At 71.8% G+C, this 16546-nt stretch carries 15 protein-coding genes, 1 tRNA gene and 1 pseudogene; 10 read left to right on the forward strand and 7 right to left on the reverse strand.

The annotated features are described in order from the left end of the window. Positions 1-90 precede the first annotated feature (90 nt). Together JHE00_RS29410 and JHE00_RS29415 are read left to right on the forward strand one after the other, a co-directional pair. Positions 91-2367, forward strand: coding sequence for an ATP-binding cassette domain-containing protein (locus JHE00_RS29410; RefSeq protein ID WP_230425172.1), 2277 nt, complete (start codon positions 91-93; stop codon positions 2365-2367). 129 nt (positions 2368-2496) lie between these two features. Further along, complete coding sequence (locus tag JHE00_RS29415; RefSeq protein WP_200324405.1) at positions 2497-2985, forward strand: glutathione peroxidase; 489 nt, start codon at positions 2497-2499, stop codon at positions 2983-2985. Positions 2986-3394: 409 nt separating this feature from the next. Here the strand turns inward: JHE00_RS29415 and JHE00_RS29420 are convergent, their stop codons facing one another. Further along, entirely contained in the window at positions 3395-4666 is a 1272-nt protein-coding gene (locus tag JHE00_RS29420) for a YeeE/YedE family protein (protein WP_200324407.1), read from the reverse strand. A 167-nt stretch (positions 4667-4833) separates the two neighbouring features. Here JHE00_RS29420 and JHE00_RS35990 point away from each other — a divergent pair, with 167 nt between their 5' ends. The 4 genes from JHE00_RS35990 (at position 4834) to JHE00_RS29440 (ending at position 9372) form a co-directional block, all read left to right on the forward strand. Then, positions 4834-5844, forward strand: a complete 1011-nt coding sequence (locus JHE00_RS35990; protein WP_200324409.1) for a Gfo/Idh/MocA family protein — start codon at positions 4834-4836, stop codon at positions 5842-5844. An 88-nt stretch (positions 5845-5932) separates the two neighbouring features. Beyond that, entirely contained in the window at positions 5933-6730 is a 798-nt protein-coding gene (locus JHE00_RS29430; protein WP_307832170.1) for an ABC transporter ATP-binding protein, read from the forward strand. An 87-nt stretch (positions 6731-6817) separates the two neighbouring features. Beyond that, complete coding sequence (locus JHE00_RS29435) at positions 6818-7783, forward strand: NAD(P)/FAD-dependent oxidoreductase (protein WP_200324411.1); 966 nt, start codon at positions 6818-6820, stop codon at positions 7781-7783. 59 nt (positions 7784-7842) lie between these two features. After that, positions 7843-9372, forward strand: coding sequence for an MFS transporter (locus JHE00_RS29440; protein ID WP_200324413.1), 1530 nt, complete (start codon positions 7843-7845; stop codon positions 9370-9372). On the opposite strand, the gene JHE00_RS29445 is transcribed toward JHE00_RS29440, so the two are convergent. After that, a complete protein-coding gene (locus JHE00_RS29445; protein WP_200324415.1) occupies positions 9369-9932 on the reverse strand; it encodes a hypothetical protein in 564 nt (187 codons plus the stop codon). The two genes, JHE00_RS29440 and JHE00_RS29445, sit on opposite strands and share 4 nt — an antisense overlap. A 186-nt stretch (positions 9933-10118) precedes the next feature. Here JHE00_RS29445 and JHE00_RS29450 point away from each other — a divergent pair, with 186 nt between their 5' ends. Then, the gene (locus JHE00_RS29450; RefSeq protein ID WP_200324417.1) at positions 10119-10481 is read left to right on the forward strand and encodes an effector-associated constant component EACC1; all 363 of its coding nucleotides are present in this window, start codon (positions 10119-10121) and stop codon (positions 10479-10481) included. Between the two features lie 25 nt (positions 10482-10506). On the opposite strand, the gene JHE00_RS29455 is transcribed toward JHE00_RS29450, so the two are convergent. Continuing rightward, positions 10507-12045 carry a PucR family transcriptional regulator gene (locus JHE00_RS29455; RefSeq protein ID WP_200324419.1) on the reverse strand — a complete coding sequence of 513 codons (1539 nt, stop codon included), beginning with the start codon at positions 12043-12045 and terminating at the stop codon, positions 10507-10509. A 186-nt stretch (positions 12046-12231) separates the two neighbouring features. Between JHE00_RS29455 and JHE00_RS29460 the strand changes: the two genes are divergently transcribed. Beyond that, positions 12232-13494: an NAD(P)/FAD-dependent oxidoreductase gene (locus JHE00_RS29460; RefSeq protein ID WP_200324421.1), complete on the forward strand. Its 1263-nt coding sequence runs from the start codon at positions 12232-12234 to the stop codon at positions 13492-13494. Then, entirely contained in the window at positions 13494-14141 is a 648-nt protein-coding gene (locus JHE00_RS29465) for a GreA/GreB family elongation factor (protein ID WP_307832171.1), read from the forward strand. The genes JHE00_RS29460 and JHE00_RS29465 overlap by 1 nt, the downstream gene beginning before the upstream one ends. A 27-nt stretch (positions 14142-14168) precedes the next feature. On the opposite strand, the gene JHE00_RS29470 is transcribed toward JHE00_RS29465, so the two are convergent. The 4 genes and pseudogenes from JHE00_RS29470 to JHE00_RS29480 form a co-directional block, all read right to left on the reverse strand. Next, a complete protein-coding gene (locus tag JHE00_RS29470; RefSeq protein ID WP_200324423.1) occupies positions 14169-14507 on the reverse strand; it encodes a hypothetical protein in 339 nt (112 codons plus the stop codon). A 106-nt stretch (positions 14508-14613) separates the two neighbouring features. Continuing rightward, positions 14614-14814 (reverse strand): annotated as a pseudogene (locus JHE00_RS36230) (WXG100-like domain-containing protein); the annotation flags it as partial. Next, a complete protein-coding gene (locus JHE00_RS29475; protein WP_200324425.1) occupies positions 14801-15130 on the reverse strand; it encodes a hypothetical protein in 330 nt (109 codons plus the stop codon). The gene JHE00_RS29475 and the pseudogene JHE00_RS36230, both read right to left, overlap by 14 nt. Before the next feature lie 209 nt (positions 15131-15339). Beyond that, positions 15340-15413, reverse strand: a tRNA-Leu gene (locus tag JHE00_RS29480). A 196-nt stretch (positions 15414-15609) separates the two neighbouring features. Here JHE00_RS29480 and JHE00_RS29485 point away from each other — a divergent pair. Then, the gene (locus tag JHE00_RS29485; protein ID WP_200324427.1) at positions 15610-16230 is read left to right on the forward strand and encodes an ANTAR domain-containing response regulator; all 621 of its coding nucleotides are present in this window, start codon (positions 15610-15612) and stop codon (positions 16228-16230) included. The last annotated feature ends 316 nt before the right edge of the window (positions 16231-16546 follow it).

The following is a 16546-nucleotide window of genomic DNA, read 5'->3' on the forward strand; positions in this document are numbered from 1 at the left end:
GCTCGGCCGGCGTGACTTGCCGCCCGAACTCTTTACAGCATAAAGTAGCGCCCTCATCTCTTTACGGCATAAAGATACAGGGGGAGAAGTATGACTTCGGACGGCCTGCGGCACCCCGCGGACGGGCACGACGTGATCGAGGTCCGCGGCGCCAGGGAGAACAACCTGGCCGACGTCTCGCTCGACCTCCCCAAGCGCAGGCTCACCGTGTTCACCGGAGTCTCGGGCTCGGGCAAGTCGTCGCTGGTGTTCGGCACCATCGCGGCCGAGTCGCAGCGGCTGATCAACGAGACCTACACGGCGTTCATCCAGTCGTTCATGCCGAGCCTCGGCAGGCCCGACGTCGACGCGCTGCGCAACCTCAGCGCCGCGATCGTGGTGGACCAGGAGCGCATGGGCGCCAACTCGCGGTCCACGGTCGGCACCGCGACCGACGCGCTCACGATGCTGCGGATCATCTTCTCCCGCCTCGGCACACCCCACGTCGGCACGTCGAGCGCGTTCAGCTTCAACAACGCCGAGGGCATGTGCCCCGAGTGCGAGGGCCTCGGGCACGTCACCGACATCGACCTCGACGAGCTGATCGACGTCGAGAAGTCGCTCAACGACGGCGCGATCACGGTCCCGCAGTTCACCGTCGGCTCGTGGTACTGGCAGACCATCGCCCACGCCGGGTTCGTCGACCCGGACGTGGCGCTCAAGGAGTTCACGGAGCAGCAGTGGCACGACTTCCTGCACAAGCCCGTCACCAAGGTCAAGATCGGCACCAGCAACATCACCTACGAGGGTCTGCTGGTGAAGGTGCGCCGCATCTACCTCGGCAAGGACCGCGAGTCGATGCAGTCGCACATCAGGGCGTTCGTGGACAGGGCGGTGAAGTACACGGACTGCCCCGCGTGCGAGGGCGGCAGGCTCAACCGGGCGGCGCTCGAGGCCAAGGTCAACGGCCGCAACATCGCCGAGTGCGCGGCCATGCAGATCAGCGACCTCGCCCGGTTCGTCGGCGAGCTCGACGACGAGTCGGTGGCGCCGCTGCTGCAGACGCTGCGGGGCACGCTGGACTCGCTGGTGGAGATCGGGCTCGGCTATCTCAGCCTCGACCGCGAGTCCGGAACGCTCTCGGGCGGCGAGGCCCAGCGAGTGAAGATGGTGCGCCACCTCGGATCCAGCCTCACCGACGCCACCTACGTCTTCGACGAGCCCACCGTCGGGCTGCACCCGCACGACATCGCGCGCATGAACGGACTGCTCATCCGCCTGCGCGACAAGGGAAACACCGTGCTCGTCGTGGAACACAAACCGGAGACCATCGAGATCGCCGACCACGTGGTGGACCTCGGGCCCGGAGCGGGAACCAACGGTGGGCACGTGTGCTTCACCGGCGACCTCGCCGGGCTGCGCGCCTCCGGCACGCTCACGGGCAGGCACCTCGGCCACCGCGCGCGCCTGCGCGAGTGGCCGCGCCCGCACCGGGGTCAGCTGTCGATCACCGGCGCGAACCTGCACAACCTCAAGGACGTCAGCGTCGAGCTGCCGCTCGGCGTGCTGACCGTCGTCACCGGTGTGGCGGGCTCCGGCAAGAGCTCACTGATCCACGGGCACCTGCCGAAACGCGACGGCGTGGTGGTGGTCGACCAGTCGGCCATCCGCGGCTCCCGGCGCAGCAACCCCGCCACCTACACCGGCCTGCTCGACGCGATCCGCACCGCGTTCGCGAAGGCCAACGGCGTCAAGGCCGGACTGTTCTCCGCCAACTCCGAGGGCGCGTGCCCGACGTGCAAGGGCATCGGGATGGTCTACACCGACCTCGCGATGATGGCGGGCGTCGCGACGCTCTGCGAACAGTGCGAGGGCAAGCGGTTCACGGCCGAGGTGCTCACCTACACGTTGCGGGACAAGAACATCAGCGACGTGCTCGGCATGTCGGTGGCCGAGGCGGGCGAGTTCTTCGAGTCCGGCCCTGCGCGGGCGATCCTCGGCAGGCTCGCCGACGTCGGGCTCGGCTACCTGCGCCTCGGGCAGCCGCTGAACACCCTCTCCGGCGGTGAGCGCCAGCGGCTCAAGCTGGCGATCCACATGGCGGAGAAGGCGGGCACCTACGTGCTGGACGAGCCGACCACGGGCCTGCACCTGGCCGATGTGGACCAGCTGCTGGCGCTGCTGGACCGGCTCGTCGACGACGGCAACACGGTGATCGTCATCGAGCACCACCAGGCGGTGATGGCGCACGCGGACTGGATCGTCGACCTCGGCCCCGGAGCGGGACAGGACGGCGGCCGCGTGGTGTTCACGGGCACGCCCTCGGAACTGGTGGAGCGCGGCGACTCCCTGACGGCGACCCACCTCCGCCAGTACGTCGCCGCCTGACCCCGCTGCCCCGCCCCTGGTGCGTGTGATGACCGCGGTGAAGGGCACCTTTACTGCGTTGGATGCGGTAAAGGTGCCCTTCACCGCAGGCGGGCAGTGCGCTGGGTGGTGGCGGGTAGGGTCGCTGGCATGGCGTTTTCCGAGATCGAACTGCGCACGTTGTCCGGTGAACCCGCGACGCTCGGCGGGCTCGGGGCGAAGGCGCTGCTCGTGGTGAACGTGGCGTCGAAGTGCGGCCTGACGCCGCAGTACGAGGGCCTCGAGCGGCTCCAGCGGCGCTACGCCGAGCGCGGCTTCTCGGTGGCGGGGTTCCCGTGCAACCAGTTCATGGGCCAGGAACCGGGAACCTCCGAGGAGATCGCCCAGTTCTGCTCCGCGACCTACGGCGTCAGCTTCCCGATGTTCGAGAAGCTCGAGGTCAACGGCGAGGGCAGGCACCCGCTCTTCGCCGAGCTGGTGCGCGCGGCCGACGCGGACGGCGAGGCGGGCGACATCCAGTGGAACTTCGAGAAGTTCCTCGTCTCCGGCGACGGTGAGGTGCTCGCCAGGTTCCGTCCGCGCACCGACCCGGAGTCGGCCGAGGTCGCCGACGCCATCGAGGCCGCGCTCGGCATCTAGGGCGCGTCGGACGATTCCGCTACCGGCTGTGCGGAGCGAGCGCCGAGGCTCGCCGCGTTGTCGGGACAGCCCGAGTACCGCCCAGTACAAGGGCGGCAGCCCTCCGCCTTGCGCTCCGACGCGCTGATCTCCGCTCGCTCGGCAGGGAACCCCTCAGAGACGCCCTCGGTGCCAGATCGGGGTGTCGCCGCCGCCCGGGTGCGGTAGACACGCGGACATCGCGAGCAGGACGACACCACCCACAAGGCCGAGCCAAGGTCGCATGGTCCTCGGACGGGACCCGCGCACCTCGCGGTGGCAGGCGCTGGCCGCGCCCGCGCCGCGGTACCCGGCACACTCCCGCCGACGTTCTGAGCACACGGCACGAAGGCCCCCGCGAACCTCGCGGGGGCCTTCGTCGGGTCGTGGGTCAGCAGACGCTGTCGGCCGGCTTCGGCGTGGCGAGCCGGAACAACGGCCTCAGCTTGAGGCCGATCCACGTGCCGCCCAGCGCGAACAGGCCCCACAGCCAGCCGTGCAGGCTGCCGGTGGAGATGCCGCCGAGGTAGGCGCCGATGTTGCAGCCGCCCGCCAGGCGAGCGCCGATGCCCATCAGGATCCCGCCCAGCACGGCGGCGACCGCGGTGCGCCACGGGATCTCGGAGTGGATCTTCCACGCACCCGCCAGCGACGCGGCGATCGCGGCGCCGAGGATGATGCCGACGTTGGTCAGCGTGGTCTTGTCCGTCCACACCGGACTCGCCAGTGCCTCGGCGTTCTTGGTGGTCTGCCAGAATTCCCACGTCTCCGGGTGCAGGCCGAACAGCTGCAGGAGCTTTGCTCCCCACAGCGCGAACGAGAACGTGACACCCCAGATGCCACCCGAAACGAGCACCACGGCGGCGGCCAGCACGCCCAATACCAGCGCGCCGACCAGCAGCGGCCACGAGCCACGGAACACGCGGGCGAACCCGCGGGCGGTGGGCACGGCACCGATCGGCGGCGGGTTGCGGCGCGACTGCACGATCCTGGTGACCACCACGATGGCGAGCAGAGCGGCGATGGTGATCGCCCACGAACCGAACCAGCCCACGTGGTCGGCGAGTGCCACGCCCTCGATCTCCGGCCAGCCGTCGAACGCGGGGAAGGCGGCGGTGTAGATCACCGAGCCCGCGATGAACCCGCCCAGTGTCAGCACGATCGTCGACTGACCCGAGCCGACCGCGAACAGCGTTCCGGACGCGCACGCCCCGCCGAGCTGCATACCGATGGCGAACACCATGGCGCCGATGAACAGTGGCAGTCCGATCGGCCCCGCCGTGAACTCGGGCGTGGCGCCGAACAACCCTGACCCGGTGGTGGCGATCAGCGCGATCAGCGTGGCCGCCGTGCCGAGCAGCAGTGCGTGCGCTCGCAGCCCCTCACCGTTGCCCACCGAGATCAGCTGCCGCCACGCCGAGGTGAACCCGAAGCGCGAGTGGAACAGCGCCCCGCCCAGGAACAGGCCGATCACGAGCAGCGCACCGAACCGCTCGCCGTGCACCGCCCAGACGTAGGAGCTCAGCCCCACGGCCAGTACCCCGGAGATCGCGAGCGGCACCACCTTGACCGGCTCTTCGGGGGCCGGTTGTGGCGCGGCACACGACGTGGGTGACTTCAGCAAAAAATTGCGGCCCGAAAAATTGTCTGTCGGTGCGGACAAGGGAGCTCCAAGAGGGAGATGCTGTAGGTGAATCACCGCCAGGTTAAGCCACCGTGAAGCCGCCTGTGGAGGTGATCCCACGGTGTGGGCGGCTCGCCCGCGAATTGTTCGTCACAATTCGCGGCCGCCGAATCGGACGTTATTCCCGGCGCCGATAGGCTCCTCGCGTGGAACCGCTTCGCATCGGAGTTCTGGGCGCGGCGAGGATCGCCGAGTCCGCCATCGCCGTCCCCGCCGACGCCGCCGGACACCGGCTGGTCGCCGTCGCGGCCCGCGACCGGTCCAGGGCCGAAGACTTCGCCGCCCGGCATGGTGTCGAACGCGTGCTGGAGAACTACGCGGACGTGCTCGCCGATCCCGAGGTCGAAGTGGTCTACAACCCCTTGGCCAACGGGCTGCACGGCCCGTGGAACCTCGCGGCCGTGCGCGCGGGCAAGCACGTGCTGAGCGAGAAGCCGTTCGCGTGCGACCCGGCCGAGGCCGCCGAGGTGTTCGACGCCGCGCGGCGCGCGGGCGTGACGGTGCTGCCCGCCTACCACTACCTGCACCACCCGGTGACGCGGCGACTGCTGGAGCTGCTCGGCTCCGGCGAGCTGGGGCAGCTGCGCGCGGTGGAGACCGACACGGTCATCGCCGCGCCCCCTGACGACGACCCGCGCTGGTCGCTGGAGCTCGCGGGCGGCGCGCTGATGGACGTCGGCTGCTACGGCCTGCACCTGCACCAGCTGCTGGCGTCGTGGGCGGGCGGCGCCCCGCGCGTGCTCGGGGCGCGGGCCGGTGAACGCGCGGGCAGGCCTGGTGTGGACGAGTGGCTCGACGCGACGCTGGACTTCCCGGGCGGCGCCACGGGTGCGCTGCGGTGCCACCTGGCGGGCGAGGACATGCGCTTCGCGGCCAGGCTGACGGGTTCGCGTGGCGAGGCGGTCGCGGCATCGTTCGTCCGGCCCGATCTCGACGACGCCGTCACGATCACCACCGGCGAGGGCACGCGCACCGAGCACCTCGGGCGGCGCTCGTCGTTCGCCTACCAGCTGGACGCCCTCGCCGAGCACCTGCGCACCGGCACGCCCTTGCCCGTGGACGACGTGCACGAGCTGGCGACGACGCGGCTCGTCGACGACTGCTACCGCGCGGCGGGGCTGCCGCCGCGGCCACGCTCGACGGTGCGCGTCCGCTGAACCGGCGGCCCCTGGCCTTGTTAGGGTCCCGCCCGGTGATCGACGAGAGGCAGGCGTTCGTGAACGACTTCGAGAGCGCGGGGCGCCCGTGACCGTGCACCTGTCCGGCGCCGGACCCGTACTGGAGGTCCGTGACGTCGACCTCGTGCGCCAGGGCGCTTATCTGCTCCGGTCGGTGTCGCTCACCGTGTCGCGCGGACAGCACTGGGCGCTGCTCGGCGGCAACGGCGCTGGCAAGAGCACCCTGCTCGGGCTGCTCGGGGCGCGCACGCATCCCACTCGCGGCACGGTGGAGGTGCTCGGCCACCGACTCGGCAAGGTCGACCTGCGGCAGCTGCGCGCGTTCGTCGGCCACGTCGACCCTCGCTACCCGCTCACCACGCCGCTGCGCGTGCTCGATGTCGTGCTCACGGGCCTGACGAACACGACGGAGCCGGTGCCGCGCAGGCAGCCGACGCCGGATCAGGTGGCGCGGGCCGACGAGCTCATCGGCATGCTCGGGCTCGCGACGCGCCGTGACGCTCGCTGGCCGGTCCTGTCGCAGGGCGAACGTGGGCGGGCGCTGATCGCCAGGGCACTGCTGGCGCGCCCGACCCTGCTGCTGCTGGACGAGCCGGCCACCGGACTCGACCTCGCCGCCAGGGAGCAGCTGCTGAGCAGCCTCGACGCTCTGCGGGTGGAGCAGCCCGAGCTCGCGACGGTACTGGTGACCCACCACCTCGAGGAACTGCCCGCGAGCACCACCCACGCGCTGCTGCTGCGGGAAGGCCGGGTGCTGGCCTCCGGCGTCGCGGACGAGGTGCTCACCAGCGACCACGTCACCAAGGCCTTCGACCACCCCGTGCGCATCACGCGGGAGGACGGGCGCTGGGCCGCCCGCGCCTGAGGTTTGCCGTTTCAGCAATTTCGTTTGCCGGTTCTGTCGACGCGCGCGCATAGTGCGAAGAGCAGGACCAGTGGAGGGAGTCGCACGGTGAACGAGACATACGACGTCGTGGTGGTCGGGGGCGGCGCCGCGGGGCTGAGCGGAGCCGTGGCGCTGGCGCGCTCGCGCCGGTCGGTGCTGGTGGTCGACGCGGGCGACCCGCGCAACGCCCCCGCCGACGGAGTGCACAACTACCTCGGGCTCGACGGCACGCCACCCGGCGAGCTGGTGCGGCGCGGCCGCGCCGAGGTCACGGGCTACGGCGGCGAGCTCGTCGCCGACCACGTCACGGCCGCGGAACCGCTGGCGGACGGCGGGTTCGGGCTCGTCCTCGCCGAGCGTGGTCCGGTGCGCGCCCGGCGGCTGCTGCTCGCGACCGGCCTCGTCGACGAACTGCCCGACGTGCCGGGGCTCGCGGCGCGCTGGGGCCGCGACGTGCTGCACTGCCCGTACTGCCACGGCTGGGAGGTACGCGACCAGGCGATCGGCATCCTCGGCACCGGCCCGATGACGCTGCACCAGGCGATGCTGTTCCGCCAGCTCAGCGACGACGTCACGGTGTTCTCGCACACCGGGCCCGCGCTCAGCGACGACGAGCGCGAACAGCTGGCCGCGCGCGACATCGCGGTGGTGGACGGCGAGGTTACCGGAATCGAGGTGACCGGCGACCGGCTCACCGGCGTCCGGCTGGCCTCGGGGGAGGTCGTCGCGCGCGCGGCGCTGGCCGTCGCCACCCGGACGACCGCCAGGATCGACGGGTTCGCCGGGCTGGGCCTGGAGACCGCCGAGCTGGAGGTGAGCGGCCAGGTCATCGCCACCTACGTCCCCTCGGACCCGATCGGCGCCACGTCGGTGCCCGGCGTGTGGGTGGCGGGCAACATCACCGATCCGCGTGGTCAGGTGATGGCCTCCGCCGCGGCGGGGCTGGGGGCCGGTGCGGTGATCAACGCCGACCTCGCCCAGGAGGAGATGCGCGAGGCCGTCGCCGCGCGCCGCACGGCCGCCGTGCCGTGACGGGTCCGCGGGCGGGGCGCGTCTTGCACGCGCTCCGGTCGCGGACGACCATCACCTCCATGACGACGAGTGGCGCGGCCCCGCCCGCCCTGCGCTACAAGGAGGCCGCGGGCCGGTGGGTGCTGCTGGCCACGGTGCTGGGGTCGGGCCTGACGTTCATCGACGCGACGGTCGTCAACATCGCGCTTCCCGACATCGGCAGGAGCCTCGGCGCGAGCACGGCGGCTCTACAGTGGACGGTCAACGGCTACACGCTCAGCCTCGCCGCGCTCATCCTGCTGGGCGGCTCGCTCGGCGACCGCTTCGGCAGGCGGCGGCTGTTCCTCGTCGGCGTCACGTGGTTCGCGCTCGCGTCACTGCTGTGCGCTGTGTCGCCGACCGTGGAGGTGCTCGTGGCGGCCCGGCTGCTGCAGGGCGTCGGCGGCGCGTTGCTCACCCCGGGTGCCCTCGCGATCCTGGAGGCGTCGTTCCACCCCGACGACCGTGCGAGAGCCATCGGCGCGTGGTCCGGGCTGGCCGGGGTCGCCGGCGCGTTCGGCCCGTTCCTCGGTGGCTGGCTCGTGGAGCTCGCGAGCTGGCGGCTGATCTTCCTCATCAACGTGCCGGTGGCGCTGGTGGTGTGGGTCGTCGCCGCGCGGCACGTGCCCGAGACCAGGGACCCGACCGTGCAGGGCAAGCTCGACGTCGCGGGCGCGGTGCTCGGCGCGCTCGGGCTCGCGGGGCTCACCTACGGCTTCACCGCGTGGCCCGACCAGGGGCCAGGCTCGGCGGTGGTGCTCGGCAGCCTGGGCCTCGGCGTCGCGGGCATGGTCGGTTTCGTGCTGACCGAGCGGCGTTCCGCGCATCCGATGCTGCCGCTGAGCATCTTCGGCTCACGCGCCTTCACCGCCACCAACCTGGTGACCTTCGCGGTGTACGCGGCGCTGGGCGGAGTGTTCTTCCTGGTCGTGCTGAACCTGCAGGTCGTGTCGGGCTTCCCGCCGCTGGAGGCCGGCATCGCGCTGCTGCCGGTGACCGTGCTGATGCTGCTGCTCTCGGCGCGCGCGGGCGCGCTGTCCCAGCGCATCGGGCCGAGGATCCCGATGACCGTCGGCCCGCTCGTGTGCGCGGGCGCGCTCGTGCTGCTGTCGCGCATCGGGCCGGACGCCAGCTACCTCGGCGACGTGCTGCCGCCGGTGATCCTGCTGGGACTCGGGCTGTCGACGACCGTCGCACCGCTGACGGCCACCGCGCTGGGCTCGGTCGCCGACCGGCACGCCGGCATCGCGAGCGGGGTGAACAACGCCGTCGCCAGGGCCGCGGGCCTGCTCGCGGTGGCGGTGCTCCCGCTCGCGGCTGGACTCGGCACGGGTAGCCTCACCGATCCCGTCGCACTCGAACCCGCCTATCACGCGGCGATGCTGATCTGCGCGGGCCTGCTCGTGGTGGGCGCCCTCATCGCGGTGATCTGGGTGCCGAGCAGGCTCGCCAAGCGCCCGCCCGAGCCGGAGGCGAGCCCGGTGCGGGTGCACTGCGCGGTCGCGGGCACCCCGCTGCACCCGAACGCGGGGTCGGGCAGCGCGACGGCCCCCGAAAACGGACGGAGCTAGCGACCCTCACGCGCGATCCGCGGCCGCGCGGGCCGGTGTCCGGCGAGCTCGGCGAGCCGCCCGTCCACGCCAGGGGTGGCGAACGTGGTGTGCACGGCGAGGCAGGCCGGGCAGTCCTCCAGCGCTGGGCAGACCAGCGCGATCAGCGTGCGCAGCGCGGGTTCCAGGTCGGTCCTGGCCACCGCCACCAGGATGCACCTGGCGCCGAGCGCCTTCTCGGAGCTCAGCGGGTCGGCGAGGTACTTCGGGAACCCGAGCCGCAGCAGCGCCTCCCGCACCGGAGTCTGCGCGAGCATCGTGTACGCGGTCGGATCGAGGTAGGCGGCCCGCTGGTCGAGCTGTGTGCACAGCCGGTGCCCCCGCAGCACGCGTCGGCGCAACGGCAGGTCGTCGAGCAGCTGGTCGGCGAGTTTTCGGTAGAAACCGTCCCGATGGAAAACGGAGGCGAGCAATTCGCCGGGAACGCCGGGTGCACCGGTGAGAAATCGCCGGGCCCTGACCCTGGCCGCCTCGCGGCCGCGCTGAGGAACTGGTTCGGTCCTCCGGTGCAGCGCGCCCACACCGATCAACCTAGGAACAACCACCGCTCCGCGTCAGTCGCCTGATCGGTGATATCACTCCTGGTCGCCGACGGTCCGTCTACTCCGGACGAGTCGTTTCGCGCCGCCAATCGGGTCGCGTACCGCCGCACTCGTGAATTTCAATTGCCGTTCAGCGCGCGCGTGCTCGCGGCTAGCATTTTCCGAATGGTGGAGGCCGGGGTGGTAGCCGCCACGACGGGCGGCTCCGAGCACGATCTGCGCTCGCTCGCGTTCTGGCTGCGGTCCGAGGACGAGTTCCGAGGCAGGGTCGAGCTCGAGGAGGCTCCCGCACACCGGGGTGAACCGTCGAGCGAGCTCGACGCCGTGGTCACGGTGCTGCCGCCCGCCGCGGCGTCGTCGTTTGCGAGTTCGGTGCTGGCCTGGCTCACGCATCATCACGGGGTGCACACCCTCTCGCTCACCGTCCGCAGTGCGGCGGGCGCGCAGGCCAGTCTCAGCTGTCACGCCACCGACGACCCCCGGCAGCTCGCCGGCACCATCCGCCGCCTGCTGGGCGATGGCTCGTAACGGTGGTCCACAGTGGAACCCCCGGTCAGGGCTGCTGGTCGTCGACCGCGAGCGTGATGAGCATCGCCAGCCGGGTGCGCGGGTCGTCGAGCCGCAGCGTGGCGATCTCGGCCATCTTGCGCATGCGGTAGCGCACCGTGTTGGGGTGCACGCCGAGCCGCGTGGCCGCGGCATTCGGGTCGCCCTGCGCCTCAAGCCACGCCCGCAGCGTCTCCAGGAACCGGGTGGAGTGCGCGCCGTCGTGGCGGGCGAGCTCGGCGATCGGGCCCCGGGACGGGATCCGGCCCGCCGAGGCCGCGGTGCGCAGGCGCTGCAACAGGATCTCGTCCCACGCCTCGTCGTAGCAGACCGGCGGGGTGCCGGGCCTGCGGGAGTGCAGTGCGAGGCTCTCGTCGGCCTCCTGCCTGCTGGCCGGGACCTCGGCCGGTTCGGCGACCGCGCCGACGCCCGCGCTCAGCGTCACGTGGCCTGGCAGGCCGCGCGTCAGGTCGCGGACCCAGTCGCGGGCAGGTTCGGGGTCGTCGTCGCAGGGCAGCAGCGTGTAGACGGTGTTGCCGAAGAGCGTGGTGCGCCCTGGCCGCGACCAGCCGAAGCCCGTGGTGGCGCGCTCGAACGCCAGCAGGATCGCGGCGTGGCGCTCATGCCGGGTGTGGGCCTGCAGCGCGATCACCCGAAGCGGCCGGGGCGCGAGCCCGAGCTTGCCGATGATCGCCGTGGCGTCCGGTGTCCCCTCCAGCAGCTGGATGACCAGCTCCGACTCCACCTGGCGCTCCAGGTCGGCGCTCACCCGCGAGCGAAGCAGGTGCAGTGCGACCGTGTGCGCGCCGTCGGTCAGCACCCTCGCGTGCACGGGGTCCAGCGGGGCCTCGCAGCTGACCCACAGCGAGCCGAGCAGTTCGCTGCCCGCCCTGACCGCGACCACCGTGCGCCCGCGCATGCCGTGCTCGGGCGCCTCCGCGACGAACAGCGGCGCGTCGGACGTGGCGAGGTGCGTGAACACGCCGCGCTCCTCGAACAGCGCGCGCACCGGCTCGGGGACGCGCCTGCCCAGGATCGTGTCGAGGCGCGCGGGATCGGGCTCGTGCTGCAGGCTCGAGTACGCCATCACGCGCGAGAGCTGGTCCTCGATCATGATCGGCCCGCCCGCGGCCGCGGCGATGGCGTCGGCCAGCGCGAACAGGTCGCTCGGCCCCCGGCCGGACTCCGTCTCGCGGCCCTCCAGCACGAGGCCGTAGACGATGCCCGCCACCTGGTTCCACGACACGCGCGGGTCCGCCAGCAGCACGCACACGCCGTGCTCGAGCGCCAGCGCGGTGACGTCGGCGGCCGGCTCCTCCTCTGTACGGACCAGCACCACCTTGGCCTGGGCCGTCACCGCGAGCTCCACGGCGGAGCGCAGTTCCGGGATCCCCACGGCGAGCAGCGCGTCTCCCACGGTGGGTCCCGGCGTTGTGGGGTCGTGCATGGCGACGCTGTGCAGTTCGGCGTCGCGGCCGTGCCGGTTGCCTGTCACCCGGATGCCGTACCCGCCCAGGATGTTGATCAGGCGATCGAGTCTGACCATTCGACGACCCATCTCACCAGGGAAAAGTTCGTGCCGAGCCGGTGGGCGAGCCCGGTGGGCCGATCCTAGCGCTGGCGGAACCGGACAAGCCAGCGCGTTGCGATTGTTCGATCTCGACAATCGGGTAAAGGCTTCGTTCACCCATGCTCGCGATAGAGGAGTTGTGCCGCTACCGGGAAGGTGTTCATGGGTGAGATCGCGCGGGACCCCCGCGGACCGCGTTCGGCGGTGATCGTCGGGGCCGGCGTGGTCGGGCTCTCCACGGCGTGGTTCCTGCAGGAGCGCGGCATCGACGTCACCGTCGTCGACCGGAACGGGGTCGCCTCCGGTGCCTCGTGGGGCAACGCGGGCTGGTTGTCGCCGGGACTGGCGCTGCCGCTCAACGATCCCGGCGTGCTGCGCTTCGGCCTCTCGGCGCTGTTCGACCGCACGGCGCCGCTGCACGTTCCCGCCACTCCCGACCCGGCGCTGTGGCGGTTCCTGCTCCGCTTCGCCGCGCGCTGCACGTGGCGGTCGTGGGACCGCGTGGCCAGGGCCAACCTCGCGCTCAACACCGCCTGCCTCGACGCCTACGACGCGCTCACCGCCGGTGGCGTGCCGACCCCGACCGTTCCCGCGCCGATCACCGCGGTCTTCGAGTCGGCCCAGCACGCCGCGGGACTGCTGGCCGAGCTGCGCAGGCTGCGCGACGCGGGCCAGGAACTCACGTTCTCCGGCCTCACCGAGAGCGAACTGCGCGAGGCGCTGCCGCAGGCGTCGGACTCACTCGGCGCCGGGGTGCGGCTGGTGGGTCAGCGCTACGTCGACCCCGGCGCCTTTGTCACCTCGCTCGCCGAGGCCGTGCGGTCGAGGGGCGGGCACATCCGCGGCGGGTTCGACGTCGTGGAGGTGCGGCCCCAGCGCTACGCCGTGGCGCTGCGCTCGGCGTCGGCGGGCTCGGTGTCGGCCAGCGTCGCGGTGCTCGCCACCGGCGCGTGGCTGGGCGGGCTGGCGCGGCGCTGCGGGGTCCGCGTTCCGGTGCGGGCGGGCCGCGGCTATTCGTTCACGGTGCCGACGGAGCAGCCCGTGCCCGGACCGGTGTACCTGCCCACCGCCCGCGTGGCGTGCACGCCGTACCGGGACGGGCTCCGCATCGCGGGCACCATGGAGTTCCGGCCACCCGACGCGCCGCTCGACGCGAGCCGGATCGAGGCGATCGTCTCCTCCGCGCGGCCGCTGCTCACGGGCGTGCGCTGGGAGGACCGCCACGACGAGTGGGTCGGGCCGCGCCCCGTGACCCACGACGGCAACCCGGTGATCGGCGAGACCGCGCAGCCCGGTGTGTACGTCGCGGGTGGCCACGGCATGTGGGGACTCACGCAGGGACCCGTCACCGGCCGCCTGCTGGCCGAGCAGATCGCCACGGGCGTCAAGCCCGGGGCGCTGCGGGACTTCGACCCCCTGCGCTGATGGCGGGGGAGAAACCACTCGACGCGACCGAGCGCGCCGAGCTGGAGTGGCTGCGCGCGGAGAACGCGCTGCTGCGCACCCAGCGCGACGTCCTCGAACGCGTCGCCACCGGATTCGCCGAGGACGCGGGCGTCACCGCGCTCGCGCGACTCACCGCACACCAGCACAGCACGAACCGAGGACGGCCGATGACCGACACCCACCGCCGCTGGCTCACCGCCGACGCCTACGACCGGCTGAGGCAGGAGCTCGCCGCCCTGCGCCACCACCGCGACGAACCCGGCCACACCAATGGCTCCGGCGACGACCAGGCCCTGGACGGACACCGCCGCCAGGCGCGCATCCGCGAGCTCGAACAGCTGCTCCACCACGCCGTCGTGGAGCAGCCGCCGCCCGACGACGGGGTGGCCGAACCGGGCATGGTCCTCACGGTCACCTTCGAGGGAGACGACGAGCCAGAGACGTTCCTTCTGGGCGTGCGCGACGGCGGTGATGCCGACGGGCTCGAGGTCTACTCGCCGGAGTCGCCACTGGGCAGGGCACTGGCCGGAGCCACGCCGGGTGAACAGCGCGCCTACCCGGTGCCCAGCGGAGCGACGGTGCGCGTGACGCTGTTGCGCGCGGTGCCCTACGGCAGGCACCGCTGACGGTCTACACGCGACAGTCGCGTTCGGTCACAGTCGCTCGGTGTCCAGCCGGATGGACGCCGCGAACGACCGGAAGTCGCCGATCACCCCGGCGAAGTCGGCATCGGCGACGGTGAGCAGCGCACGCACGGCGGGATCGCGCGCATCCGGCACGGTGAGGTAGAGCTGCGACTGGACCAGCTCGCGCACCGGTCCCGACGGCGTCGTGACCCGCAGGTCCTGTGTGAGCCCGGGGGCTCCGGCGCCGCCGACGTCGTCGCGGCTCGCCACGCTCACCCCGGCACCCGCCGCGCTCAACGTCGCCACCGACTCGTCGGCGATCGTCGCGAGCGCGGCGCCGTCCGAGCGGACCTCGCCCTCGAGCACGATCGTGGGCGTGAACCCGGAGTCCGGTGTGTCCCGCGTGCGGCAGCATTCCCCGCCGCAGCACCTCGACCTGGTGCCCGTATCGCCGCACGGTCGCGTCGAACAGCCCGCCCGCCTCGTCGCGCCACGCCGCTCCCGCCGCGGTGCCCGCGGCGATGGTCCGCTGCCCCGCCGCCTGCGCGGTCGCCCCCGCCTGCTGCCACGCCTGACCGAGGCGCAGCGCGGCGTCCTCGTCGTCCGGCGGCCAGGGATCCCAGATCGCCGTGACCTGGCTCCACAGCTCGCCCGTCGGTTCAGGAAGTCCCATCGCCGCCCGCCGTTTCCAGCGCGACGGCCCCCGCGGCGTCGGCGCCGAGGTAGTCCGCGACACACCGGCGCCCGATGTCGGCGTACTGGCCGGGCAGCGCGCTGCCCTCGGCCGCCGAACTCGACACCGCCTCGGCACCGGGCCGGTAGGTGCTCAGGAACGCCTGCCCCACCGGACCGCCACCGAGAGTGCCCGCCAGCGTGGCGATCGAGGCATCGGCCTCCGCCCACCCGGACACGAACGCCTCGCCCGCGGCGCGCAGCTCCGCCATCGCGGCCCCGGTGGCGGCCTGGTCCAGCTCCGCACCGCCCGTCATGTCAGGACTGCCCGCCGCACCGACGGGAGCCGCCCGCCATCCACTCGTCCACCGTTGCCGCCCCAGGCCGTCGCACACCCGGATTGTTGGCATGCGGTCGCGGGCTCGGCGGGGCGTGACCGCATGCTGCCGCGAACCGGGGCGGTGAAACGAAAAAGGCCTTCGTCGCAGGTACGCGGCGAAGGCCTTCTCCCGATGATCCGTAGGTGTGCCCCCGGTGAGACTCGAACTCACACTTGCACGATTTTGAGTCGTGTGCCTCTGCCAATTGGGCTACGGGGGCGTGAACGTGGACTTTACTCGCCGTCGAACCGTCCCCGGCATTCGGGCTACCACGGAAATGTTTCCGCCACGGAACCAACGCGACGATCACCGCACGTGGCGAACGCCATCTCTCCCGTAGCGCGTTTGCCCGGTAGCCTGGAGCCTGCGGCACGCCGCATGTATTCACATCCAGTCGATCGCCCAGGAGGACCCCGGTGACCGAAGCGGCTACCGAGGCCGAGGCCAACGGTGTTGCCACTGCACCGCAGCGTCGTGTGCTCGTCGCGGAGGACGAGGCACTGATCCGGCTTGACCTCGTCGAAATGTTGCGCGAGGAAGGCTACGAGGTGGTCGGCGAGGCCGGCGACGGTGAAGAAGCTATCAAACTCGCCACCGATCTCAAGCCCGATCTGGTGATCCTGGACGTCAAGATGCCCAAACTCGACGGCATCGAGGCAGCGGCCAAGATCACCGGTGACCGGGTCGCCCCGGTCGTCATCCTCACCGCGTTCAGCCAGCGCGACCTGATCGAGCGTGCCCGCGAGGCCGGCACCATGGCCTACCTGGTCAAGCCGTTCGCCAAGCGCGACCTCGTACCCGCGATCGAACTCGCCGTCAGCCGGTTCTCCGAGCTGCAGGCGCTCGAGTCCGAGGTCGCGGGGCTCAGCGAGCGGCTCGAGACGCGCAAGCTGATCGACCGCGCGAAGGGCCTGCTCATGTCGCAGCAGGGCCTCACCGAGCCCGATGCCTTCCGCTGGATCCAGCGGACCGCGATGGACCGCAGGACCACGATGAAGGCGGTCGCGCAGGCCGTCGTCGACAACATCGACAAGTAGGGCCGGCCGGCTCGTCCGAAACTCACAACACCCCGCCCCTGTGATGCAGATCACAGGGGCGGGGTGTTTTTGTGCAACAGTGCTGCTCATGCCGGGCATCGGCGCCCCGCGCACTACTTTCGGGTGACCTGGGTCATGTACGGTTCTTCGTTATTCGCACCGTGGCGGTGCGCGCTCGTGAGCGCCCGCTGATTACTGATGGTTCAGACCCGATTGTTGCAATGCTTCGATCGGGCGTTAACTGTCGGTTAACGGCCCCCAGCACCGTCACGATGTGGATACAACGGCTGCAGTTGCTGGGCAACTGACACCGGTC

Origin of the sequence: Prauserella cavernicola (assembly GCF_016595675.1) — a bacterium.
Classification (GTDB): Bacteria; Actinomycetota; Actinomycetes; order Mycobacteriales; family Pseudonocardiaceae; genus Prauserella_A; species Prauserella_A cavernicola.